This window comes from Geofilum sp. OHC36d9, from assembly GCF_052400685.1.
Classification (GTDB): Bacteria; Bacteroidota; Bacteroidia; order Bacteroidales; family Marinilabiliaceae; genus CAZHHH01.
In genome coordinates, this window is record NZ_JBQTGJ010000025.1 from 1 (window position 1) to 23,380 (window position 23,380).

Annotated in this window: 21 protein-coding genes; 5 read left to right on the forward strand and 16 right to left on the reverse strand. The window is 39.2% G+C overall.

The features are described from left to right. Positions 1 to 837: 837 nt before the first annotated feature. The 6 genes from ACT3CD_RS15885 to ACT3CD_RS15910 all read right to left on the reverse strand — a co-directional run bounded on the left by ACT3CD_RS15885 (position 838) and on the right by ACT3CD_RS15910 (position 5,096). The gene (locus tag ACT3CD_RS15885) at positions 838 to 1,017 is read right to left on the reverse strand and encodes a hypothetical protein (protein ID WP_444646643.1); all 180 of its coding nucleotides are present in this window, start codon (positions 1,015 to 1,017) and stop codon (positions 838 to 840) included. Between the two features lie 24 nt (positions 1,018 to 1,041). Next, a complete protein-coding gene (locus tag ACT3CD_RS15890) occupies positions 1,042 to 1,218 on the reverse strand; it encodes a hypothetical protein (RefSeq protein ID WP_444646644.1) in 177 nt (58 codons plus the stop codon). Positions 1,219 to 1,371: 153 nt separating this feature from the next. Beyond that, positions 1,372 to 3,534: a peptidase domain-containing ABC transporter gene (locus ACT3CD_RS15895; protein WP_444646645.1), complete on the reverse strand. Its 2,163-nt coding sequence runs from the start codon at positions 3,532 to 3,534 to the stop codon at positions 1,372 to 1,374. A gap of 1 nt (position 3,535) precedes the next feature. After that, entirely contained in the window at positions 3,536 to 4,267 is a 732-nt protein-coding gene (locus ACT3CD_RS15900) for an HlyD family secretion protein (protein ID WP_444646680.1), read from the reverse strand. Then, positions 4,215 to 4,679 carry a hypothetical protein gene (locus tag ACT3CD_RS15905; protein ID WP_444646646.1) on the reverse strand — a complete coding sequence of 155 codons (465 nt, stop codon included), beginning with the start codon at positions 4,677 to 4,679 and terminating at the stop codon, positions 4,215 to 4,217. Before ACT3CD_RS15905 ends, ACT3CD_RS15900 begins: the two co-directional genes overlap by 53 nt. 96 nt (positions 4,680 to 4,775) lie before the next feature. After that, positions 4,776 to 5,096 (reverse strand): hypothetical protein, encoded by a 321-nt coding sequence (locus ACT3CD_RS15910; RefSeq protein WP_444646647.1) that lies wholly within the window; start codon positions 5,094 to 5,096, stop codon positions 4,776 to 4,778. A gap of 597 nt (positions 5,097 to 5,693) precedes the next feature. Between ACT3CD_RS15910 and ACT3CD_RS15915 the strand changes: the two genes are divergently transcribed. From ACT3CD_RS15915 to ACT3CD_RS15925, 3 genes are all read left to right on the forward strand, one after another. Then, the gene (locus ACT3CD_RS15915) at positions 5,694 to 5,873 is read left to right on the forward strand and encodes a class IIb bacteriocin, lactobin A/cerein 7B family (protein WP_444646648.1); all 180 of its coding nucleotides are present in this window, start codon (positions 5,694 to 5,696) and stop codon (positions 5,871 to 5,873) included. Between the two features lie 18 nt (positions 5,874 to 5,891). Further along, positions 5,892 to 6,059: a hypothetical protein gene (locus ACT3CD_RS15920; protein ID WP_444646649.1), complete on the forward strand. Its 168-nt coding sequence runs from the start codon at positions 5,892 to 5,894 to the stop codon at positions 6,057 to 6,059. A gap of 394 nt (positions 6,060 to 6,453) precedes the next feature. Further along, entirely contained in the window at positions 6,454 to 6,633 is a 180-nt protein-coding gene (locus ACT3CD_RS15925) for a hypothetical protein (RefSeq protein ID WP_444646650.1), read from the forward strand. Between the two features lie 269 nt (positions 6,634 to 6,902). Here the strand turns inward: ACT3CD_RS15925 and ACT3CD_RS15930 are convergent, their stop codons facing one another. From ACT3CD_RS15930 to ACT3CD_RS15975, 10 genes are all read right to left on the reverse strand, one after another. Continuing rightward, the gene (locus ACT3CD_RS15930; RefSeq protein ID WP_444646651.1) at positions 6,903 to 7,571 is read right to left on the reverse strand and encodes a 3-keto-disaccharide hydrolase; all 669 of its coding nucleotides are present in this window, start codon (positions 7,569 to 7,571) and stop codon (positions 6,903 to 6,905) included. Positions 7,572 to 7,776: 205 nt separating this feature from the next. Beyond that, positions 7,777 to 7,977, reverse strand: a complete 201-nt coding sequence (gene xseB / locus ACT3CD_RS15935) for an exodeoxyribonuclease VII small subunit (RefSeq protein WP_444646652.1) — start codon at positions 7,975 to 7,977, stop codon at positions 7,777 to 7,779. A gap of 2 nt (positions 7,978 to 7,979) precedes the next feature. Further along, positions 7,980 to 9,356 carry an exodeoxyribonuclease VII large subunit gene (xseA, locus tag ACT3CD_RS15940; protein WP_444646653.1) on the reverse strand — a complete coding sequence of 459 codons (1,377 nt, stop codon included), beginning with the start codon at positions 9,354 to 9,356 and terminating at the stop codon, positions 7,980 to 7,982. 28 nt (positions 9,357 to 9,384) lie between these two features. Then, positions 9,385 to 10,224 (reverse strand): toxin-antitoxin system YwqK family antitoxin, encoded by an 840-nt coding sequence (locus ACT3CD_RS15945; RefSeq protein WP_444646654.1) that lies wholly within the window; start codon positions 10,222 to 10,224, stop codon positions 9,385 to 9,387. Positions 10,225 to 11,001: 777 nt separating this feature from the next. After that, complete coding sequence (rsgA, locus tag ACT3CD_RS15950) at positions 11,002 to 12,057, reverse strand: ribosome small subunit-dependent GTPase A (RefSeq protein ID WP_444646655.1); 1,056 nt, start codon at positions 12,055 to 12,057, stop codon at positions 11,002 to 11,004. Then, the gene (locus ACT3CD_RS15955) at positions 12,054 to 12,833 is read right to left on the reverse strand and encodes a class I SAM-dependent methyltransferase (protein ID WP_444646656.1); all 780 of its coding nucleotides are present in this window, start codon (positions 12,831 to 12,833) and stop codon (positions 12,054 to 12,056) included. The genes rsgA and ACT3CD_RS15955 overlap by 4 nt, the downstream gene beginning before the upstream one ends. 402 nt (positions 12,834 to 13,235) lie before the next feature. After that, positions 13,236 to 15,146 carry a molecular chaperone DnaK gene (dnaK, locus tag ACT3CD_RS15960; RefSeq protein WP_444646657.1) on the reverse strand — a complete coding sequence of 637 codons (1,911 nt, stop codon included), beginning with the start codon at positions 15,144 to 15,146 and terminating at the stop codon, positions 13,236 to 13,238. Between the two features lie 295 nt (positions 15,147 to 15,441). Next, complete coding sequence (locus ACT3CD_RS15965; RefSeq protein WP_444646658.1) at positions 15,442 to 16,692, reverse strand: bifunctional 3,4-dihydroxy-2-butanone-4-phosphate synthase/GTP cyclohydrolase II; 1,251 nt, start codon at positions 16,690 to 16,692, stop codon at positions 15,442 to 15,444. 42 nt (positions 16,693 to 16,734) lie between these two features. After that, the gene (locus ACT3CD_RS15970; RefSeq protein ID WP_444646659.1) at positions 16,735 to 18,201 is read right to left on the reverse strand and encodes an LptF/LptG family permease; all 1,467 of its coding nucleotides are present in this window, start codon (positions 18,199 to 18,201) and stop codon (positions 16,735 to 16,737) included. A 110-nt stretch (positions 18,202 to 18,311) separates the two neighbouring features. Then, entirely contained in the window at positions 18,312 to 18,704 is a 393-nt protein-coding gene (locus ACT3CD_RS15975) for an START-like domain-containing protein (protein WP_444646660.1), read from the reverse strand. Between the two features lie 384 nt (positions 18,705 to 19,088). Here ACT3CD_RS15975 and ACT3CD_RS15980 point away from each other — a divergent pair, with 384 nt between their 5' ends. Both ACT3CD_RS15980 and ACT3CD_RS15985 read left to right on the forward strand, forming a co-directional pair. Further along, on the forward strand, positions 19,089 to 19,736 hold the full coding sequence (locus ACT3CD_RS15980) for an HAD family hydrolase (RefSeq protein WP_444646661.1): 648 nt from the start codon (positions 19,089 to 19,091) through the stop codon (positions 19,734 to 19,736). 333 nt (positions 19,737 to 20,069) lie between these two features. Continuing rightward, positions 20,070 to 23,339, forward strand: a complete 3,270-nt coding sequence (locus tag ACT3CD_RS15985; RefSeq protein WP_444646662.1) for a SusC/RagA family TonB-linked outer membrane protein — start codon at positions 20,070 to 20,072, stop codon at positions 23,337 to 23,339. Positions 23,340 to 23,380 lie beyond the last annotated feature (41 nt).

Here is a 23,380-nt window from a genome sequence, read left to right on the forward strand (position 1 = left end):
TCTTGCTCATGTTTTTTTTGATGCAAAAATATTCCCGATCATCTAATTATGAAATATGCACGCAATGGGGTGGATACATTTTTCTCTTTAAATTTGCGATACTAAAGGAATAGTGTGAACCATCCCTTTAGTATTGTTATTGGAACTAAATTTAGACGGCAACCCCAATTATTATACACAATAGAAAACTTATTCCTAATAAAACATAATTTAGAAATGGTTTTTTAATGAAATTTGACTGAGAACCCCAACAATTGTCAGTATTAATCCGTCTACTGTAAGAATATGTTTTTTTTATCTCATAAATTTTAAATGTATTCAATATATTCGTTTCCAATCTGTTTCGTCATATAAGTAAGAAGGAAATTTTAAGAAGCAGGCGATTTTTAAAAAACAGGTGTAGTGACTTATACAACACAATAGAAATAAATATTCCAATACAAATCCCTACAATATCATAAATATCTATAGGTATATCTTTAGCATAAAATCTATAGAATTCATTGAATATATTGGAAAAAAATGAAATAAAGATTGTTGCTGTATATTTACTTGTTGATTTTTTAAAACAAGCTAAAAGGAAAGTACTACCTATTGCTGCTAATAAGCTGGGAAGATTCTGTAAAATTACTAAACTACTATGAGGTCTAATCTCGTCTTGTATTTGCACGGTATATTTGATACACAAATAATTTATAAAAATGCATACGGCAAGTAAACACACCTTCACTACTGCATTTGATTTCTTTTTCATGCAAATAAGTTATTGACACAATTTACTACAATTTTATGCTAAAAGAGGTCACTTTATAAATTATAGAGTGACCTCTGAATTATTTAACCTGCACTATATCCTTTTTTAAAGCCCTCCACAAATCCATCCCTGTCATCCCAACAGCATATTAGAAGAGCAATGGCAGCCCCAATTAAAACTCCATGAGCACCACCATTCGTTTCTTTTAATTCAGTGTCTTCCAAACATACTACATTACATCTGTTTAATGCAAAATTTTTCATAATGTATATTTTTAGTTACTATAATTACCCAGCAGCCCAAGGATTATTAAGTTCGCTTGTAGAATTCATAAATTTGACAAATTTTTTCACTACAAATCCAACAGCATAACCTATATCTTCAGCTACTTGTCCTCCTCCATTTTTTTTTAGTGATTCTTCAAAGCTCAATTCTGTTACATCAAATTCAATTAAATTTACCATAGTGTTACAATTTAAAAAATTTGCAGATGTCAACCTTTCCCGGGCGTTGACTACCTCCCAATCATAGAAAGATTCTATTAGCCGGCATGTTGAATATATCTAATCATATTGCTAAAATAGTCCTGTCCCGTGCATAAAAAAAGCACGGAAAAATTAAATTTCAGAAAAAACGGGCGGTATTTGTTTTTGCCACATTTGATAATATTTCCCCTGACTTTTATACAGATCAAAGTGGGAGCCCTCCTCTATCAACTGGCCATTTTCGAGTACCACAATTTTATCCGCCTCCATGACAGTACTCAATCGGTGGGCAATGACTATGATGGTTTTTCCTTCGGATTTCAACTGTTCGATGGTACTTTGTACAAAACTTTCTGATTTCGAATCAAGAGAGGAAGTGGCCTCGTCGAGCAACAGAATTTCCGGGTTTTTGTAAAGTGCTCTGGCTATCGCAAGACGCTGTTTCTGTCCGCCGGAGACAGAGGCCCCGTTTTCTCCCAAATAGGATTCAAATCCGGCAGGGAGTTTTTCAATAAAACTCAGTATCCCCAATTGTTTGCAAATTGATAAGATTCGTTCCATATCGGGATGGAACTCTCCAACAGCAATGTTTTCAACCACATTCCCGGCAAACAAATCCAGTTTTTGTGGTACGCTGGCAACCAGACTTCGTAAACTGTGATTGGTAAAATAATTAATATTGTGCTCTCCAATGTAGATGCTTCCATCACTTATGGGATACAATTTTTGTAATAAGGAAGCCAGGGTCGTTTTCCCCGAGCCACTCTCCCCAATAACAGCTGTGATTTTTCCTTTGGGGATCAACAGACTGAAATTATCAAAGACATCCACCCGGGTACCATAGCTGAATTTTATTTTTTCAAAACGTATGTCTCCAATTAAATCTTTCCTAAGTTCAATTTTGTCATTATCGGCTTCTCTTTCCAGATCCATTATCTCAAATAGACGATCGGAAGCTATGAGCGCATTCTGAATAGTTTTATTCATCCCCACTAACTGCGCTGCCGGTGAGGTAAAATAGCCCAGAATAGCATAAAAGGAAAGTAATTCTCCAGGTGTAATAGATTGATCTAATACAAAATAAGAGCCGGTCCACAGCAAAATGATTACAAACGCTCTGTTCAGCAACTCAGATGAATTTCCAGCAAAAATCGAGTTAATTCCAGACTTATATACTGTTTTCAGGAGCGTAATAAAACGCGTTTCAGTTTTGATATTAGCAAAATTCTCCAGCCCAAATTGCTTTATGGTTTTAACCGAATTAAGCGACTCCACCAGCTGACTTTCAAGATCAGCAGCATGTTCCATCAGCTTACGTTCTTGTTTTTTATTCAAATAATTCACGAGAAAGTAAATTACAGAATACAGTGGAATTACAATAGCCATAATCAATGCCAATTTCCAGCTATAAATGAACATGAGTGTAAAAGAGAAAAAAACAATAAAAACATTTACCACTAAATTAACAGCTGTATCATTGATAAAAGCACGGATTTTAACAGCATCGTTAATTCGTGAAACAATTTCCCCCACCCTCATGGTATCAAAAAAACGTTGAGGTAATCTTAATAAGTGTTTGTAATATCCAAGAATCAGTTGGGCATCTATCTTTTGCCCTGTTCGAAGCATTAAAATACTTTTGGATATCCCAATAAATAATTGGAAAATTAGCAACACAACCATTCCTATACTTAGGATATTCAGCAAATTTACATTACCATTAATTAGAACATTATCTGTAATTTTTTGAATATAGACCGACGTGGACAACCCTAATATTGTATAAATAACAGCTCCTAAAAGAGCCTGAATCAAAATGCTTTTATGAGGTTTTAGTAAAAAGACAAATCTCTTTAGGTTAGAAATTTTTTCATTAGCTTCAATGAAATCAGCCCCGGGCGCCATCAATAATAAAACACCTGTCCATATTTCGGCAAATTCAGTGACTGATACTTTATGCATTTGCCCATCTCCCGGATCCATGTATTCCACCTGACTATTTTTGACTTTATAGATCACTACAAAATGATGTAATACTTTATTTACCACTACGTGGGCAATGGATGGTAAAGGAATTTTTGGAAGTGAATCAACTCCACCTTTTACCCCTTTCGCCGTAAATCCCATCTTTTCGGAAGCTTTGAGTAGCCCCAGTACATTGGTTCCTTTTTTGTCTGTTCCGGCCATTTGCCGGATTCTTGACACCGGCAGCTTTAACTTATAATGAGCTGCCACAGAAGCAAGACATGCAGCTCCACAATCAGTAATATCTCGTTGTTTAATTTTTATAAACATTTTACATTATTTTAGGGTTAAGCCAATCATCTACTTCATCAAAGATTAACTGAAACAAGGTGCGCCGAGTCATCACAAATCGCCCGGTCAGAGTCATCCCTTTTTTCAAAAAGCCTTTTTGGCCGGTTTTGAGTTGAAGATAATTGGATGACAATTCGCATCGAACCCTAAAAACAGGTTGATTTTTAATAACGATTATATCATCCGGGATATTAATGACTTTCCCTTCCATGAGTCCCCATTGGTTATAATCAAATGCATCAAACTGAAAGCGAACTTTCTGACCATTTCTTAAGTAACCAATATCTGATGAATTTACATAACACTCTGCCACAAGGGATTCGTCAGGTGATATTTCGGCGAGTTTCTGTCCGGGACTGACAAAACTGCCTGCTTGTATTCCCTCAACACCTAATAATGAGCCAGACATAGGAGCCGTTATAATATATTGATTTTTTTCTTCTTTCAATTGCCTGATTGAAGATTTAATATCCTCATTTTCCATTTGAAGCCGGGATATTTCAAATTGCCAACTATTTTTTGTCTTCTGTTTGAATAATTCTAATTGCGACTGCAAAGTCTCAAGGTTATTCTTACTTTTCAAAAAGTCTTTTTGCGCAATTACTTTCTCTGAATAAAGATATTTTTGTTGGTCATAGTCCTCCTGCAGTAACTCCAGTTTAATGAGAAATTCTTTTAATCCTGCGGTGTACTGAATTCCATTCGTTTTTATATTTAAGTGTTTTTATATGCTGATATTGATCCCTGTATAAATTTCCCAGATCTTTCAAAAAAAGAAGATTCGTTTCAAGCTGCTTCATGAAATTTTCCAACTGAGCACTTATATGTTCTGATTCAAGTATTACAAGAGTATCTCCATTTTTAATATGACGATCCTCTTCTAAAAAAGTTTTCGTAACCCGACCATATAAAGCTGGAATAATGGAGCTATTCTCATTTTTTGTGCGAATAACCCCTCGACTTTGTGAGGTAACATCCACAGAGATGACAGGAAGTAATGACAGTCCGGATGTGACTAATAATAAAATGCTTAAGTATATCCAATGAAAAGATTTATTGTTCCGGTAAAAGAGAGTTTCAGTTGTGTTTTCAATAATCTCGGGGGGAAAAAGTTGTTGGGACATGGTGTTTGTTTTTTGTAAAATAAAATACAAAGTCACAAAATGATATTCATCTGTCGGTGCTATACAAAATGCAGGGTATTTAAATTAAATAGCTTTTCAGATATTGCAAAATGAAGGCAAATAGAACTTTGAAGCAAAAAGGTGATATCCTCCGGCAAATTGCGTCCCTTTGCTTTTCTCAATTTCTTCACAATTAAAATAGACCCTTAGTCTCCTATTGTTTTTATACCCAAAGCTCTGGCATATTCGCGAATAGCATACGTCGACGCCATAACTTCTTAACTCATCAAGATAGTTATATAATTGTCGACGACTAATACCAACTTTCTGCGCAAATTCATCCGGAGTTCCTGTTCTTCGTTCACGTATTAGTTTGTCAATTTTTTCGAGGTGCTCAATCTGTTTTATTAACATCATGGGAATGGGGTTTAAAATGTTATATTAATGGAGAATTAAAGGATTTAATTAATCGGGAAGAAGAGAGATCCCAATTAGAATTCTAAAGGAAAGTAACATTTTTGCATAATTTTAGGGTTTTTGGTTTTGAATCAAAACAAATATATGAAATAAATCACAAAATGGAAATACTTTAAATTGCCAAAGTCATGTCATAAAATTGGAAGTGATGCTATTAATGATATGCTTGCAGCGGCAACATATAACTTTCAAAGGAGAGCTATGAATGTTCTTTGGTTTGATATTATTTTTCCTTTTGTTGAGCTGTTTTTTCAGAAGAAATCTGACTACTCAAAAAAATAGTATCCGTATAAAATATAAAATCAGAAAAAGTCTCTTTTCGCCGAATTAATGATTTTTACTGGGATATTTGTTATTTTTTTGTCTAAAAAAGAAAAATCGAGAAACTAATGTCTTCCGTTTTTTCTGAAATTTAATTTTTCCGTGTTTTTTTTGTGCACGGAACAAGACTATTTTAGTACTCTGATAATTTAATTTAGCTGTAAGGTATAAAAATATCCGTACCCAAAGTTATTAACAATTTAAAATTCTACAATTATGAAAACAACATTGGATTTGAAAGAATCAGGCATTGCGTTTTTAGACAAAAACGAACTGAAGAAAACGAATGGTGGTTTTTGGGTAACAATTGGGATTATTGCTTCATTTATCGCTGTAGGAGCTGCAATTGATTATGTGGCTGGAGAATTCATAGAAGGTTGGCAAAATCCAAAATAATTTTATAAAATTTGAATAATGGAAAAATTTAAGATTTTGGAAGTAAAAGAATTAGAAGTTAGTGACTTATACGACATTAACGGAGGTGGTCCAATAAAAGATGCAATATCTTGGTATTATCAAACAATGGGTAGTTTTTTCCATGGTCTTTATGATGGGTTAGTCGGTAATGACTCCGCAGTATAAAACAATATGACTATCCGTATCATTACCCAAATGGCGGGTTAAGCAATTGATTTCATGTGGTATATGTCTTGGTTGTTTTTTGTGAAATTCAAATATTCAACAGATTTCAATTGTTTTAAGGTATATATCCGGTTATCCATATAATACAATTATCTAAATGGAAAAATTTAAGCTTATTAAATTTTTGTTCTTCGGATTAGGAATAGCATGTTTAGTTTTTTTCTTTGATACAATTATATCAGAAAGAAATCACTATTACAGCTTTTTATCAATTCCTACTACTAAGAATGTGAATCTAATTATACTCTTAGTATTAGCTCTTATATTAATTCTTAGTGGATTAAAAATTAAGTCAAAATAGATATATGTTTTTCAAATAATAAACATCAAAGCAATGAAATATATACAATACAATGGTTTAAGACCGTTAAGCATAAAAGAAAGTTTTCAAATTAACGGTGGTGAAGCTGCCGAGGGATCGTATAGTTTAGGTTATAAAATAGGGAGTTCGATTAGAAATGTTTGGATTTTATTTTGGACGCATGACACTATGGGTGCGGAAATGTGTTGTTAATTTAAACTAAACGTAAGCATAAAATTTCAATTTCATAAGCATAGAATTGAAACCATTATTGTCCGGTAAAATATATTTTTCATTTAAGAGAACAAGTCGTACGGATTTTTACCGAAGTTTTGATTGTGAATCGGGTATTTTGATTATGGAGGTAACGAAAAAAAGGACAGAGTGAAATCTCTGTCCTTTGCTGTTTTTAAACTATAAAATAGTCTTTGAGAAACGATGCGGCGCTGTTTGATGCTTAAACAGGGACATCTCCGCCTGTGTTATAGTTTTGTGATTTCTACTTTACGAAAATCAATGGGATAGCCTTCATATTGCAAAAGGATACGTCCTTTCAACACCGAGGAATCACTTCCTTCGTTTACCAGCGTTCCGTTAAGTTCTTGTTTAACCGTCCCGTTTTCGCAGGTAATAACAGCTGTGTTCCATTCTCCTATCTGTTTTGCCGCATCTGCAAAACGTTTTGCATTTACGCTGCGTCCGGCTTCTGTTTTCACCCCATTAATTTGTAGCGTTACGTTTTGGAGAAGAATGAAATCTCCGGTAGCACCTTCTTTTACCTGAAATTGAATGCCTTGAGGCCATAGTGTGTCAGGCGTTTTGCGTGGTACCAGATACATTATTCCACTATTTTTTTTGTTGTTTTTTCTTGTGAAAGTTGAATCGGTATTCCATCGGAATTCAACTGTTAACCGGAAATTTTTGTACGAATGCTTCGACATTAAATAACCGGCTTTTGGACCATATAAGCGAATCATTTGCTGGTCGGCATAAAACAGTTCAGAGGCATCCTTATGCTTCCCTGATTCAGGTTCATAGGCGTACCAGCCATCTAAATTTTTATGGTTGAACAGCTCAGTGGTTGATTGAGCATTACTCTGAAATGGAATTGTTAGTAACAATAAGACTAAATAACGAAATGCAAAATTCATAATAGTATGTTTAATGTTTATATATGTTCTGTTTCCTGACCTGATTAGGAGTCGTTGGTGCAGCTTGTTAGTTTGTAATCTGTTTTTTTCAAAACAGGCAATTGGTGACAGTTCACAATATACCGATGGGGTAAAGTTTTTAATTGGATCGGGTTTTTGATAGACAGTTGCTAATATGGCGACTGCCGTCTGCCGGCGACTTAATTTATTCGCTTATTTCCTTTAGTATTTTTTCAACGTCTTCTTCAGTTTGGGTGAGTTTTTTGCGGCATTTTAATATCAGCTGACTCACTCTTTTTACTTTTTCCGAAAGGTCGTCTACATCCATTTCTTCATTTTCCATTTGTTCCAGAATTTCTTCTATTTCGCTGATTGCTTCGTTGTATGATAATTCTTTCTTTGCCATGGTTACTGTTTTTTATTGATTGTACTGTTTACGCTGCCGTCTCTGAAACGTGTTGTGATTTCCATTTCCGGGGTTAATGCTGCGGCATCCTTGGTCAGTTTGCCATTGTAATAGGTTAAGGTAAAGCCTTTGTTGAGGATGTTGACAGGGTCGTTGAGACGGTTGTTTTTTTCAATGAAGTTGATTTTTTCGGTTTGGTGTGTGAATATTCTGGTCAACGAATGACGCAGTTTGGTAACCTGTTCTTGCAGGTTGCGTCGTTCCTGTCTGATGATTGTTTGCGGCAGAAGTCCCATCTGTTTGGAATATTGGTCGAGATGCTGATGTTGTTCGCGTATCACTGTCTGACTGACGTGTGGTACTTTCCCGGCCAAACGTAAGAGATGGTTGTGTTGTGCTGACATGACACGTCGTGCGGCGGGTTTAAGCTGTATCCATAAACGATCGTTTTTTTGACGATGTTTGGCGAGCCGCTCGCGAACCAGATTTTTTAGCTCCAACGCATAGCTATTGATGGCTGCGAGTACTTCTCCGGCTCCGGTGATGAGAAATTCGGCGACAGCCGTCGGGGTTTTCAGGTTTGAATGCGCCACCATATCGGCCACGGAACGGTCCCGCTCGTGTCCGATGCCCGTGAGAACAGGAAGCGGAAACTGTGTGATGTTATAGCACAGCCAGTAATCGTCAAAGCACAGCAGGTCTAACGATGCCCCGCCACCACGTATCAGCACTACCACGTCGAAAAGTTCTATATGTTCATATATTTTGTCGAAAGCTGCAGTGATCGATTCAGGTGCCTGTTGCCCCTGCACTATGGCGGGAAATAGTTTGTGATAAAATTTTATGCCGTACGAGTTATTTTCCAGTTGATGAACAAAGTCGCCATAGCCGGCGGCTGTGGGTGACGAAATGATGGCTATTTTTTGTGGTACAAGGGGAAGGGGCAGCTCTTTGTTCATATTTATGACGCCTTCACTTTCGAGGCGACGAATCACCTCCAGCCGGCGGCGTTCTATATCGCCCAGTGTGTAAGCCGGATCAATATCGCGGATGGTGAAGCTGAGACCATATACTTCCTGAAACTCAACAATGCCTTGAATAAGGACTTTAATACCCTGCGTGAATGGTTGTCCTGTGGTTGTCTCAAAAAAAGGTTTGAGCATTCGGTAGGTGTAGTTCCAGATCATGGCCCGCATACGGGCTATTACCTGATCGGTAGCTTCGTCTTTTTCCACCAGATCAAGGTAGCAGTGGCCATTACGGTTCTCGCGTAGCTCGGCAATTTCGGCCCGCACCCATACTGAGCCGGGAAAAGCATCTTGAAGGGCCCCCTTGACCTGTTGATTTAGTTCGTAAAGCGAAAGTGTTGTCTTTGACACTGTTTGTTTTTTTATCGATAAAGTCTGTTTATCGCCCCATCATGTAACTATCCGGATCGTTGATGTAGTCTTGCGGGTCGCGTAGCTTACCCTTGTTTTTTTCAAAGGTTTTAAATCGTTCAATTTGTATTTGTTCCAGTTGATCTGTCTCCCGGGCTGTGCCGTTATCGTAATGCAAGCGGTAATCTTCTTTGCCGTTGGACAGGTAAAACACCCAAATGCCGTCCATCCTGCCATTGAGGTAGGCGCCGTTGATCTCCCGGAATCCGTTTTCGAAATATACCGTGTATTCGCCATCTAACACCCCTTTGTTGTAGTGGGCTGTTAAACGGACGCGCCCACTGGGATAATAAGCTGTTTCAATTCCCTGCTTCTGGTTATTCCGCCAGTTTGTGGTGGAGGCGGTGTCACCGCTCTGGAAGAAGTTAACGGACAATCCTTCGCGTTTGTTATTTACAAAGGTTTCGTGTGATAACAGATGTTTTTTGCCGTCGAAAAATTTCCACAGACCTTCTTTATTGGTTTCCAAAAAACGACCTTCACCAATCAGTTGCCCTTTGTCGTTGAAAAGTTGTCCATCGCCCCATTCACCTTTTTTGTCATAGATTATCTTGGCCATCATTTTGCCGTTGGCATGATAGCGAATCATTTCGCCCACGGGTTTATTGTCTACAAAAGTGGCCTTATACATCAGTTGACCATTGTTGTACCGGCGTTGCCATAAGCCCTGTTTTTGTCCGTTGGCATCTGTAATGTTTTTGGCCATGGGTTCGGCTTTCCCTTTTCCAAAAAGGGACCTGTCCTGCGCTGAAACGGTAAGCGATATGGCGATAAATACAATGAAGGATAAATAGATGTTTTTTTTCATTTTCTTGTTCTTTTGCTGTAACAGGTTTTTATTTGGAGTCAACAATATTTTTTTGTTGCGCTCGTTTTCAAAATGGTCATTTACACCAGTCAATTTAATTCTTTAAGACTTCGCATGCCTCGAAACTGATTTTTTCTTTTTAAGCATCTGGGTCTTCTTGCCGATGTTATTTCACGAACGGATGCGTTTGTGATGGTTTTTAAAGGGTTTTGGGTGGGTTGCCCCGGTTGCTTCCACGTACCATTGTTGTTAGCTAAAAAAGGTTGTTTCATCACTGTTTTTCTCAATGGTTTGAAAGCTGGTCGCGGATGATTGCATAAAATAGTATTAACCACAATTGTGATGATTCTTTTTTCTTTTCAAAAGTATAAAAAAGCAGTTGATAAGCGAAATGTTTAGGCCGGGTTGAACAATTTGAGATGGACCAACTTTGTTCGTTTAACAAATATGATGGGGGATCCCTTCTGTAAAAATAGATTCTAAATAGTGTTTGTCTAAAAAGTCAACTTCTGCGTTACGCTTGTCATAAAACCAGTCATTTACGAAAAGTAAACTTCTTGATTTTTATGACTTCACAAGCCTTGAATTTGAACTTTATATTTCAAACACTTAGTTTATGGACAGACTCTAAACAGAGTCCGTCCGGAAAGTTCAATTTATGCGTTACGCTCGCTCTTTAAATGGTTATTTATACCTGTAAACTCACATTTTTGAGTTACGTAAGCCTCGTATTTGAACTTTCCAGTCAAACTCCCTCCTTTACGGACAGACAGTAACTTAGATCTTTTTTTTACGTTTCTTTATTTCGTCTATGAGTTTTGAAAAGGATTTATCTTTTTTGCGTTTTTCATGTTCGGAAGTAGAGAAATGCCATGCTTCCCGTTTCAGTTTTAAATAGCTTTCATAAACTTTACGATCCAATGTACCATTATTTATAGCTTCTAAAACGGCACAGCCAGGTTCGTTGATATGCTCACAATTTTTGAAACGGCACGATTCTGCATAGTCAGAAATATCTAACAGTTCGGCAAGTGAATCTGTATCGTTAATAGTCAATCCGAATTCCCGAACGCCCGGGGTATCAATTAAGATACCTGAACCGTTCATCAACACCATTTCCCTGCGGGTGGAAGTGTGTCGCCCTTTTCCTGTCGATTGGCTTATTTCGGAGGTCTGCAATACCGGTTTTTCGCAAAGTGCATTTACCAGAGAGCTTTTTCCTACACCTGAAGACCCCAGAAATACAACCGTTTCGCCTGCCGTTATCGATTCGCGTAATTCCGATATCGTTTGTGGTTGGTGAATACTTGTAAAAACGATTGGCATCTGACGGGCAATGTGTTTAACCTGCGTTTCAATTTTTTGTTTTTCAAAATTTAAATCGGCTTTATTGAGTACTAAGATGGGTGTGATGTTAGCCTCTAATATCTGAGCAATGAAACGTTCGGCCCTGCGAACATTGAAATTATCGTCAAGGCTTTGCACGATAAAAGCCTTATCGACATACGAAGCAATGGCTTGTTTATCTGCAACTGTGTCATTTTTCTTGCGATACAAGGTTCGTTCACGAGGCAATAAATCAACAATAATACCTTTGCTTTCATCAAATGATTGAAAAATTACCCAATCGCCTGTGCAAGGTAATTCATAATCCGCTTTGCCGAATTTCATATTTCCTGTTAGTTCACATTGAAAGGGGCCATTTTCGGAAATAACTTCATAGCACGTGCGATGCACGATGGTTATCCGTCCATGGGATAATGCTTTATGCTCCGACTCTTGTTTTAGTTGGTGCAATTTGTCGTTCCACCCATACGTATTTAGATTAATCATAGCTCTGTTTTTTTTGCAATGAAAAATACATAACCATAGAATTCTTTATACTGGCGGTATAATTCTGCTTCATAACGTTGAAGGGCAATGAATTCTTTTGCGGCTTTATTCCCTGCGTATTTCTTCAGGAACGTTTTCTGAACTGTAATTTGTGGCGCGTAATATTGTTCTGTCCAGCAATTTTCCGGTAGCATAAATGTAGCAACAGGAATGTATCCCGCTTTTTGTATCTGGGATATCTTATTGGGAATAGTATCTATTTCCGGATAATTTTCCATCCAAAAATTATGAATCTCAGCCGGACGTTCTTTGGTAAACCATGAGCATTCCGAAACAGCAATATAGCCCCCGGTTTTCAAATACTTACGCCACTCGTTCAGCCCTCGTTCGAAACCGATATTATAAATGGCTCCTTCCGACCAGATCAGGTCTAATTCTTTTTCCCGAAAAGGAAGATTATCCATTGATCCTACAATTCCTTTTATCCGGTTTTGCAAGCCTAATTGCGTTGCATTGTGATTGAAGATATTGATAAAGACGGGAAACAAGTCGAGGCCGGTAATTTGTCCCGGTGTATACTGTGCCAGCACCATTGTCTGACCTCCAGTTCCGCAGCCAATGTCGGCAATAAGGGATTGGCTGGTAAGGTTATCTATAAAATTCAATGCCTGGAGTGTTACTTCGGGACTCCCCGGTCCCTGACGTTTCATATTGGCGAAATATTCGCAGATTAAATTAAATTCGAATTCGTGAATTGTATTATTTTCGTTGTTCATTATCTTTTTGTGTAAAGCATACACGCGAAGGCATAATAATACCATCAACATTGTACGCAGATAAAAACTGTAATTATAATAATAGAGATATACACCCGAAAGGAATATCCGGGAGCAAACGAAATAACAATCTGTGTAGAAGAGACAGATTGTTTATAACACCAAATCCGATTTAAATAAAGTAGTAAACATTCAATTGTTTTATTACTACGAAGGTAGGCAAATTTTTGTTGGGTGGAAGAATTTTATTCTTTTTTGTTTAAGGCTTGCGCAGCCCGAAAAATGTGGGTTTACTTATGTGAATCATTCTTTTGAGATGAAGTGAGAAACCTAAAAAGCCACTGTAAATTAAATGTTTACAGTGGCTTTTGTGGTGGATTTATAATCCTTATTATATGGTGTTTACTTTACTTCTTCAAAGTCAACATCGGTAACTTCATCGTCCTTGCTGCCTGGATCAGATGATTGTGCTTGTCCGGCGTTATCCTGCGGCTGTGCGCCACCTTGTGCCTGACTGGCATTGTACATATCCTGAGACGCGGCCTGGAAAACGGTGTTTAGCTCATTGGTGGCAGCGTCGATTGCGGCAATATCCTGAGCTTTGTGCGCGTCTTTCAGTTTTTGAAGGGCAGCTTCAATTGGTGCCTTTTTGTCAGCCGGGATTTTGTCACCAAATTCTTTCAACTGTTTTTCAGTTTGGAAGATGAGGCTGTCGGCCATATTCATCTTTTCGATGCGTTCTTTGGCTTGTTTGTCGGCTTCGGCATTGGCTTCGGCTTCGGTTTTCATTCGTTTGATTTCTTCATCTGACAAACCTGAAGAAGCTTCAATACGGATGCTTTGTTCTTTGCCGGTTCCTTTATCCTTGGCTTTCACATGCAGAATACCATTGGCATCGATATCGAATGTTACTTCAATTTGAGGAACGCCTCGCGGAGCCGGTGGTATACTGTCGAGGTGGAAACGACCGATGGTTTTATTGTCTTTAGCCATGGGACGCTCGCCTTGCAGTACATGAATTTCTACCGACGGTTGATTGTCAGACGCTGTTGTAAAGACTTCTGATTTTTTGGTCGGAATGGTCGTGTTTGATTCAATTAATTTGGTCATAACACCACCCATCGTTTCAATACCCAGTGAAAGCGGCGTAACATCGAGCAACAAAACATCTTTTACCTCGCCGGTGAGAACACCACCCTGAATGGCAGCACCAAGCGCCACTACTTCATCGGGGTTAACACCTTTAGATGGTTTTCTGTTGAAGAAATCCTCAACCAGTTTCTGGATGGCCGGAATACGGGTTGATCCACCTACCAAAATTACTTCATCTACGTCGGAAGCTGTCATGCCGGCATCTTTCAATGCTGCTTTACAAGGCTCCAGTGCACGTTGAATCAGTCGGTCAGACAGTTGTTCAAATTGTGAACGGCTCAATGTTTTTACAAGGTGCTTGGGCACGCCGTCAACGGGCATGATGTATGGCAGGTTGATTTCGGTGCTGGTACCGCTGGACAGCTCAATTTTTGCTTTCTCGGCAGCGTCTTTAAGGCGCTGTAATGCCATTGGGTCTTTACGCAGGTCTAAGCCTTCGTCTTTTTTGAATTCGTCGGCCAGCCAATTAATAATAACATCGTCAAAGTCGTCACCTCCAAGGTGGGTGTCGCCGTTGGTCGATTTTACTTCAAAAACACCATCGCCTAATTCCAGTATACTGATATCAAAAGTACCACCACCCAGGTCAAAAACTGCGACTTTCATGTCACGGTGCATTTTGTCCAGACCGTATGCCAATGATGCAGCCGTGGGTTCGTTGATGATACGACGAACTTTCAATCCGGCAATTTCGCCTGCTTCTTTGGTGGCCTGACGTTGGGCATCGTTAAAGTAAGCTGGTACGGTAATTACGGCTTCGGTCACTTCCTGACCCAGATAGTCTTCAGCGGTTTTCTTCATTTTTTGAAGAACCATGGCTGAAATTTCCTGAGGTGAATATTTCCGGTCGTCGATTTCTACACGTGGGGTGTTGTTATCGCCTTTTATGACTTTATAAGGTATACGTGTTATTTCGTTGGGAATATCATTATACATGGTTCCCATAAATCTTTTAATAGAATAGATGGTCTTGCTGGGGTTTGTGATTGCCTGACGTTTAGCCGGATCACCTACCTTACGTTCGCCATTGTCAACAAATGCTACTATTGAAGGGGTTGTTCTTTTTCCCTCGCTGTTAGGGATTACAACCGCCTCGTTACCTTCCATCACGGCAACGCAGGAGTTAGTTGTTCCCAGGTCGATACCTATAATTTTTCCCATTGTAAATGTTAGTTTATAATGTTTTAATGATTTCTTTAATTAATTGCGGTTTCTCTTAAACAAAGGCTGTGCCATTTGTCAATGGTTCATCATTAGTGAAATAATGACACAAAAAACAGGAAAACTTTCAGAGAGATGTCAGTTTTTGGTGACATTTAGTCAGGCGGTTTCATGTCTGCCTTGAGCCGGCATCCTTTTGTGTTTTAAAGGTTATTTGTTTGATTGCCTGGTTGTCTGTATGCAAAAAAAAATAACCCCGTCATTTTTGGCGGGGTTATTTTTTGATTCTGATTATTTATTTTTGATTCTTTTTATCTTCATATTTAAAGAAATGGAGGTTATGTCCCATCTTGGTTTTTTTTGTGTGCATATAGAACTCGTTGTATTTATTGGGTTCTATTTCAATGGGAATGTTCTCAACTATTTCAAGACCATAGCCTTCCAAACCAATGCGTTTAACCGGGTTGTTGGTCATCAGACGCATTTTGCAGACGCCTAATTCCCGCAGTATTTGTGCTCCTACGCCGTAGTCTCTTTCATCAGGGGCAAATCCCAGTTCGGTGTTGGCATCTACTGTATCGTAGCCTTCCTCCTGAAGTTTGTAGGCTTTAATTTTGCCCATTAGTCCAATGCCTCTGCCTTCCTGATTCATGTATACGATAACGCCTTTTCCCTCTTTTTCGATGGTTTCCATGGCTTTGTGTAGCTGTTCACCACATTCGCAACGCAGTGATCCAAAAATATCACCGGTGGCACAACTCGAATGAACACGCACCAGAATGGGTTCATCGGGCTTCCATGTTCCTTTAATCAGTGCCATGTGTTCCTGTCCGGTAGATAATTGTTTAAAGGGAATAAAGTGAAAATTACCATGTGCCGTTGGTAGATTTACTTCTACGCCTTTCTCAACGAGTGTCTCATTTTTTAACCGGTAAGCGATCAGGTCCTTGATGGATATCAGTTTTAAGTTAAATTTTTGAGCAATTTCAGCCAGTTGTGGCAGACGTGCCATGGTGCCATCTTCATTCATGATTTCGACCAGCACTCCGGCAGGTGTTAGTCCAGCCATGCGTGCAAGATCAACAGTCGCTTCAGTATGCCCGGAACGACGTAGTACCCCTCTGCTTTTGGCTTTAAGGGGAAAGATATGTCCCGGACGCCCCAGATCTTCCGGTTTGGTGTTGGGGTCGCATAATGCACGCAGTGTTTTGGCCCGGTCAGAAGTCGAAATACCGGTGGTGCACCCTTGACCTATTAGGTCAACAGATACTGTGAAGGGGGTGGCATGCAGTGACGTGTTTTGTCCCACCATTAAATGTAGGTCCAGCTCTTCGCAGCGTTCTTCGGTTATGGGAGCACAAATAAGTCCACGACCATGTGCCGCCATAAAATTAACTTTTTCGGGCGTAATGAGTTCGGCAGAGGTGATAAAATCACCTTCGTTTTCACGATCTTCATCGTCAACTGTTATAACCAATTCTCCATTTTTGAAAGCGGCGATGGCTTCTTCTATTGTGTTTAATTTGATCTCGTTTTTATCCAACATGTTTTTGTGTAATGAAAAGTTATTTTTTCAATAAGGGATTCCTTAATCTTTCTTCCTGAATGACTTCATCCTTTTTTTGAATTTATGAATGGCAATAAAATAGGCGTCGGAGTTAAGGAGGGGGGAATCGGTTGCTGATTTGTAGGTGAGAAATATCCCAATGGGCAGTAAAACAAATGATGAGAGCCACATGCCCTGGTACACTTCCCAAACTCCTTCGCGGGCAAATTTAGCCCCCATGGTATCAACGATATAATATATAATGAAAAAGAAAATGGAGATGACAACGGGCATTCCAAGCCCCCCCTTACGGATGATGGCTCCCAATGGTGCTCCGATAAAAAAGAATATCAGACAGGCAAATGAAAGTGTGAATTTTCGGTGTAGCTCCATTAAGTGGCGTCGGATACGTGTGTCTTCGCGATCGATAAAACGCATTTGGTCTTCAAGAACTTGCTTTTGATCGCGTGAGATACGGGAGGCATTTTGCAGTATGAGTAATTTTGATTCGCCGTTTAGCCCGAGATATAACGAATCGAGGTTGAAAACGGTTGCACTGTCAATAGCCGGAAGTCTTTTGTCACGCGGCTGTTGTACTTTGTTAAAGTAAAACAGGCTTGATCGTGTTTTTAATGAATTGATGAAAACCTGACGTTCACCCCGGATCGAATCCAGATCGTGACTTAGCTGACTGAGATTTTTCATCCGGTCGCCTTGTTTGAAAAGGCTCTCGTTGGTTTTTGAGAAATCAAAGCCTTCGAGCTGAATGATGGCTTTCTCTGAGCCAAATACGTCGGTTCGGAATTGACTTTTATCGCGTGAAGAGTTTTTTGAATTCTTCCCGAAACCTATTTTTTCGTCATAGCGAACGCCATCATAGAGGGTTAACACCAGGTTGCGTTTGTCTTTTGACATTTGCAGTTTCCCCGAATCGGCTAGTGTGACATTGCTGTTACTGGCCTGACGGTCGCGGTGATCATATATCATTACATCGTGAAGCATGCTGCCGTCACGATTTTTTCTCTCTACTTTAATAGTGAAATCTTCGACACCCTGATAAAAGACGCGTTCTTTTATGTCAAGCTCCAGCCGTGTTTGTCTGATGCCATGAAGAATAGAAACCAGCTTGAGGTTGGCAACCGGCAACACATTGTTTGAAAAGGCATAAGCTAACAGTGATATGGTGACCGTAAGAACGGTGATGGGTTTCATTATTTTCAGAAGTGACACCCCGGCCGATTTTAAGGCTATCAATTCATAGTTTTCACCCATATTTCCAAACGACATTAGTGACGCCAGTAATATGGCCAGAGGTAACGCCATCGGAACGACTTGTAATGAGGCGTAGAAAAGCAACTCGCCCATAACATGCCATTCCAGACCTTTGCCAACCAAATCGTCAACATAACGCCACAAAAACTGCATCACCAATATAAACATGGAGATGAAGAATGTCATTATTAAAGGACCTGAATAGCTTTTTAATATGAAAAGGTTCAGTCGCTTCATGTTTGCATTTATTGTCCCGTTTGGCATAAATAAAAATGCATCCGCCAACGGATTGTTGTTTTACGGATGCAAATTTAACGATAAGAAATTAAATTATGGGTTATAATCTTTTAAGATGAGCCTAAACCTCGTTTTAATATTTCTATTTGCCGATTCCAAAGTTCGATGGTGTCTTCAATTTCATCTTTATCAACATGGTCAACGATGACCAGAGCAACATCGCCGGTCAAATCATCTACATTAATACTAAATTCAAACCAAATGCCTTCCAACTCTTCGTCTTCAACCCATGTGTATCGTACCAGTTTATTCTCTCTACGCATCGACTGCAGGGCTTTTTGCTCGCTAACATCCCATTTAAAAGTGAACGTATTGCCATGTACTTTAACGTCATCGGCAAACCACTCGCTTAAACCACTCGCCGTGCTTAACCGGTTAAAAAGAATACCGGGAGTGGTATTGATTACATATTCCAACTCAATCGCATCTTTTGTTTTTGTCATTTTGCGTGCCGTTAAGGTATTTTTCCGTTTGGCAATATAGTGGTTTTAACTATAAAAAAAAATTTGAACTGTTAAAAGTGAATAAAAGAGACGGTTTTTTGTTTTGTGTTGTTTAAGTGGTATTTATAGTCTGATTTTTTATCTTCGCATGCCGGGTTTTGCGGGCATATTGTATGCTAATTTGAAATCACGGAATGAATGGTTGTGACTGATTTTTTTCTAAATTAAGTGCTTGCTTATAAAGTCGGGAGTTTGGCTGTAAAGTTCAAATTTAAGGCTGCGAGTTCGGCAAATGTGAGTTTACTATGGTCAATAATTATTTTGAGGATGAGCATGACACAGAAGTTGGACTATTCTTGCGAGCGCTAAATAAATTATTTTCGTGTGAAAAAGTTGATTGTTTTTGATTTGGATGGAACTTTGATAGATACCGTGGCCGATTTGGCAAAGAGTACAAATTATGCATTGGGTCAGTTGGGCTTTCCGCAACATGCAACTGAAGCCTATCGCTTTTTTGTGGGTAATGGTATTAATAAATTGTTTGAAAGGGCTTTGCCTGATGGTTTTAAAGATACTTCCAATGTGTTGGCAGTGCGACACTTGTTTTTGAAGCATTATGAGTTACATTGTGCTGATGCCAGCCGTCCTTATCGCGGCATTCCAGAACTACTGGAGGCTTCTGTTTCTGCTGGCTTCCAACTGGCGGTGGCATCCAATAAATATCATGCGGCAACGGTTCGGTTGGTTGAGAATTTTTTTCCCGGTGTGCCTTTTCGTATTGTGTTGGGCCAGCGTGAACAAATACCGGCTAAACCCGATCCTTATATTGTCAATGAAATTCTGACCTATTGCAAAATTGCTGCCGATGATACTTTGTTTGTGGGCGACTCTGGTGTTGATATGCAAACTGCTATCAATAGTGGCGTAGAAGCTTGTGGCGTGACTTGGGGGTTCAGACCCCGGGCAGAACTGGCTGACTTGAATCCGGCTCATATTGTGGATCGCCCCGATGAGATTATGAAGTTATTATAGGCGGCACATTAGAACTGTTTTTTTTCCTTTATCTTTTTTGTTCTCATCTCCATGATTTAACATTTTTTTTGATTGTTGGAATGAGGGGTAAATTGATCGAAAATAGATTACTTTTTTCGTATTGATCTCTAATTACTTGTTTTCCAATGTTTTAACATTTGTCTTTTTTAGTGCGTATTTACTTATAGTTCAAAATTTGTAATGCTAAGAACAAATATTCCACATCCGTAAATTAACGTATGGGTAACTTTATATCATAAAATTAACAATTGCTTAGGTTGTTGATTTAGTTTAATCAATGGCCATTTAATATTAATTTAAATATTTATAAGGATGTGGAACAACAGAAGAAGGCTGTGTAGCTTACTATTGATGCTGTTTTTAGTATTTAGCAGTAGTGTGTTTGCACAAAAGTCGACCGTTACTGGTACGGTAAAAGATTCGTTTGGTGACCCTGTTATTGGTGCCACAGTGGTTGTTAAGGGAACAACGAATGGTACAGTTGCCGATGTCAATGGAAAATGGTCGTTAATTGTAAATGACAATGCGACCTTGGTTTTTTCTTTTATAGGAATGAAAACCCGGGAAATTGTATTTAATGGCCAGACTGTAATCGATTTAGTAATGGAAGATGCGGCTATGACTCTTGACGAATTGGTCGTAATTGGCTATGGAACCACTATGAAGAAAGATTTAACCGGTTCGGTATCGTCTGTGCAGGGTGAAACGATTGCCAAAGTTCCCGTTACCAGTGTGGCTCAGGCATTGACAGGTCGTATGGCCGGGGTTCAGATTACCACTGCCGACGGTTCGCCTGATGCAGAGATGATTATCAGGGTGCGGGGCGGCGGTTCTGTGACCGGCGATAATTCGCCTCTTTATATTGTAGATGGGTTTCCGGTTTCGAGTATCAATGACGTGGCACCCGGAGATATTCAGTCAATCGATGTTTTGAAAGATGCTTCATCAACGGCTATTTATGGCTCTCAGGGCGCAAATGGGGTCGTTATTATTACCACCAAGAGCGCTAAAGGTGGTAAAACGCAGGTGTCTTATAACGGTTTTATGCAGGTGAAAAAATTGTCGAAACGTTTGGATGTGCTTGATCCATATGAATACGTAATGCGTAATTACGAATTGGCCGCTTTCGACGGAGAAGACGGAATTAAAAGTTTTGAAAGAAAATTTGGAGTTTATCAAGACCTGGATCTTTATAAATATCAGGATGCTATAGATTGGCAGGATGATATGTTTGGTGCTGATGTGATTTCGCAACAGCACAACGTGAGTATTAGCGGCGGTTCTGAAAAAACCAAATATTCATTAAGCAGCACCTATAATAAGGATGGAGGCTTAATGAAGAATAACGATTATGAGCGTTTTAATTTCAATTTTAAGCTGAGTCATAACTTGGCTGATAATGTTCGATTTAATTTGAACGCTCGGGTTTCAGATACAGGCATAAATGGATCGGGGACTTCTGGCGGTACTTATAAAATTCGTACGACGCAGGCGGTAACTTCGCCTGCAGTACGTGGGTTAGAGGAGTTTACAATCGTGAACCCAGGTACCATGACCGACGAGGAATATGAACAGTATATTCGTAGTAATTTGTCATTGTCGGAGCAGGCAGACCAATATTGGCGTTTGCGCAACCAGAGAACGTTTAATTTTACCGGTAGTTTAGACTGGGATATTGTTGATAATTTAACGTATCGAATTGAAGGAGGATACGAATATGGCTTCTACGAAACAAAACAGTATTGGGGTGAATATACAACCAATGCTTCCTATGTTGACGGAAATCCGTTGGTAGATTGGACGAAAGAAAATAGGCGTAAAATACGAGCGGCTCAGACGCTTACTTATAAATTTAGACTGGCGAATATTCATCGGTTTGATGTGATGGTGGGACAAGAGGTTGTTTCTTCTCAAGGCGACAATAATTATATGTATGCTACAGGATACAGTCCAGATCTTGAACCTGAAAAGATTTTTGCTAATATGGGATTGAGCAGCAGCAACCTAAAAGTAACCAGTAAAGTAAATACGGATAATAATTTAGCTTCTTTCTTCGGCCGTTTTGGATATAATTTCGATGAACGTTATCTGTTAACATTAACCGCTCGGGCAGATGGCTCTTCAAAGTTTGCTGACGGAAAACGTTGGGGCTTTTTTCCTGCAGCAGCCGTTGCTTGGCGTATTTCCGAAGAACAATTCATGGAGTCGACAAGTTATTGGTTGTCAAATTTGAAATTACGACTGAGCTATGGCGAGGCCGGGAATAATAGAATTGGCTCATCCTTGTATAAACTTGAATATTCTATTCGTAATACTAAAACTTATGGGGTCGGAGACACACCTAGTAACTATTATTCTGCAACAAATTCACAATTAGCAAATCCAGATTTAAGGTGGGAAAGCACTATTACGAGAAATGTTGGATTAGATTTTGGCTTTTTTAATGAACGTTTGTCAGGAAGCATCGAAGGATATTATAATTCAGCGGTAGATTTACTGATTGAACGTAACATTGTTGCACCGGGGTATGACAAAACTTTTGAAAATGTAGGAGAGACTTCTAATAAAGGATTGGAACTCTCGCTTAATGCTTTCATTATTGAGAAGAGAGATTTTACTTTTAACGCCAACTTTAATATTGGTTATAATAAATCAAATGTAGAGTATCTTGCTGACGGAATCAAACTTCAGGAATACGCTTCAGGATGGGCTGGCACCGACTTAAAAGGGTACTATGATTATCGTGTGGAAGTGGGGCGTCCTCTGGGTGTTATATATGGTTGGAAAACCGATGGTTACTATACGACCGAAGACTTTGAAAGATACGATGAAGGTACCGGTCAGTATATTCTTAAAGATGGCGAGCCAACAACCGGGTTACTTGGTGGAAAGATAGGCATCCGTCCCGGAACCATCAAGTTTAAAGACATGCAAAAAGAAGGAGAAGAAGGTTATGGGGTGGTCGATGAAGACGATCGTACCGTCATCGGTAACGCGACGCCCGATTTTACTGGTGGCTTTGGATTTAATGCGACTTACAAAGGGTTTGATGCTTCTGTTATGTTTAATTTTGTGTATGGCAACGATATTTATAATGCAAACAAAATTGCGTCTTCACAACAGTATCGTACCAGTTATCCCAATTTGCTGTCTTTTATGAGCGCCGATAACAGCTATTCTTATTTGAACCGTGAAACCGGCGAACTTGTTACTGATTTGGCTACCCTGGCAACCATGAACGAAGGCGAAAATGCAAAAGAATACTGGTCACCATACTCATTTGGAAATGCGACAGCTCTGCCTCATTCCTGGGCTATTGAAGATGGTTCTTTCCTGCGTCTGCAAAATATTACGATCGGTTACACCTTGCCGCAAAGCATTTCTCAGAGAATTGGAAGCGAAAATTTGCGTATTTATGGTACGTTGAATAATGTTTGGGTATGGACCAACTATTCCGGTTACGACCCTGAAGTTAGTTCTCCCGTTAGGGGAAGTTCCTCGTCTGGACTGACGCCGGGTGTTGACTACTCTTCTTATCCCAAAAGCTTTTCGTGGACTTTAGGGGTTAATTTGACTTTCTAATATTTGTTATGACAAAAATTGGAGAACTTTTTTTGAGTCAT

Excerpts from the sequence above, each read along its gene's own strand:
- dnaK (WP_444646657.1), bottom strand. The coding sequence starts at position 15,146 with ATGGGAAAAATTATAGGTATCGACCTGGGAACAACTAACTCCTGCGTT.
- ACT3CD_RS15905 (WP_444646646.1), bottom strand. The coding sequence starts at position 4,679 with ATGTCCCAACAACTTTTTCCCCCCGAGATTATTGAAAACACAACTGAA.
- ACT3CD_RS15965 (WP_444646658.1), bottom strand. The coding sequence starts at position 16,692 with ATGTTGGATAAAAACGAGATCAAATTAAACACAATAGAAGAAGCCATC.
- ACT3CD_RS15985 (WP_444646662.1), top strand. The coding sequence starts at position 20,070 with ATGTGGAACAACAGAAGAAGGCTGTGTAGCTTACTATTGATGCTGTTT.
- ACT3CD_RS15890 (WP_444646644.1), bottom strand. The coding sequence starts at position 1,218 with ATGGTAAATTTAATTGAATTTGATGTAACAGAATTGAGCTTTGAAGAA.
- ACT3CD_RS15885 (WP_444646643.1), bottom strand. The coding sequence starts at position 1,017 with ATGAAAAATTTTGCATTAAACAGATGTAATGTAGTATGTTTGGAAGAC.
- ACT3CD_RS15945 (WP_444646654.1), bottom strand. The coding sequence starts at position 10,224 with ATGAAAAAAAACATCTATTTATCCTTCATTGTATTTATCGCCATATCG.
- ACT3CD_RS15895 (WP_444646645.1), bottom strand. The coding sequence starts at position 3,534 with ATGTTTATAAAAATTAAACAACGAGATATTACTGATTGTGGAGCTGCA.
- ACT3CD_RS15915 (WP_444646648.1), top strand. The coding sequence starts at position 5,694 with ATGAAAACAACATTGGATTTGAAAGAATCAGGCATTGCGTTTTTAGAC.
- ACT3CD_RS15920 (WP_444646649.1), top strand. The coding sequence starts at position 5,892 with ATGGAAAAATTTAAGATTTTGGAAGTAAAAGAATTAGAAGTTAGTGAC.
- ACT3CD_RS15925 (WP_444646650.1), top strand. The coding sequence starts at position 6,454 with ATGAAATATATACAATACAATGGTTTAAGACCGTTAAGCATAAAAGAA.
- xseB (WP_444646652.1), bottom strand. The coding sequence starts at position 7,977 with ATGGCAAAGAAAGAATTATCATACAACGAAGCAATCAGCGAAATAGAA.
- ACT3CD_RS15970 (WP_444646659.1), bottom strand. The coding sequence starts at position 18,201 with ATGAAGCGACTGAACCTTTTCATATTAAAAAGCTATTCAGGTCCTTTA.
- ACT3CD_RS15955 (WP_444646656.1), bottom strand. The coding sequence starts at position 12,833 with ATGAACAACGAAAATAATACAATTCACGAATTCGAATTTAATTTAATC.
- rsgA (WP_444646655.1), bottom strand. The coding sequence starts at position 12,057 with ATGATTAATCTAAATACGTATGGGTGGAACGACAAATTGCACCAACTA.
- ACT3CD_RS15930 (WP_444646651.1), bottom strand. The coding sequence starts at position 7,571 with ATGAATTTTGCATTTCGTTATTTAGTCTTATTGTTACTAACAATTCCA.
- ACT3CD_RS15910 (WP_444646647.1), bottom strand. The coding sequence starts at position 5,096 with ATGATGTTAATAAAACAGATTGAGCACCTCGAAAAAATTGACAAACTA.
- ACT3CD_RS15975 (WP_444646660.1), bottom strand. The coding sequence starts at position 18,704 with ATGACAAAAACAAAAGATGCGATTGAGTTGGAATATGTAATCAATACC.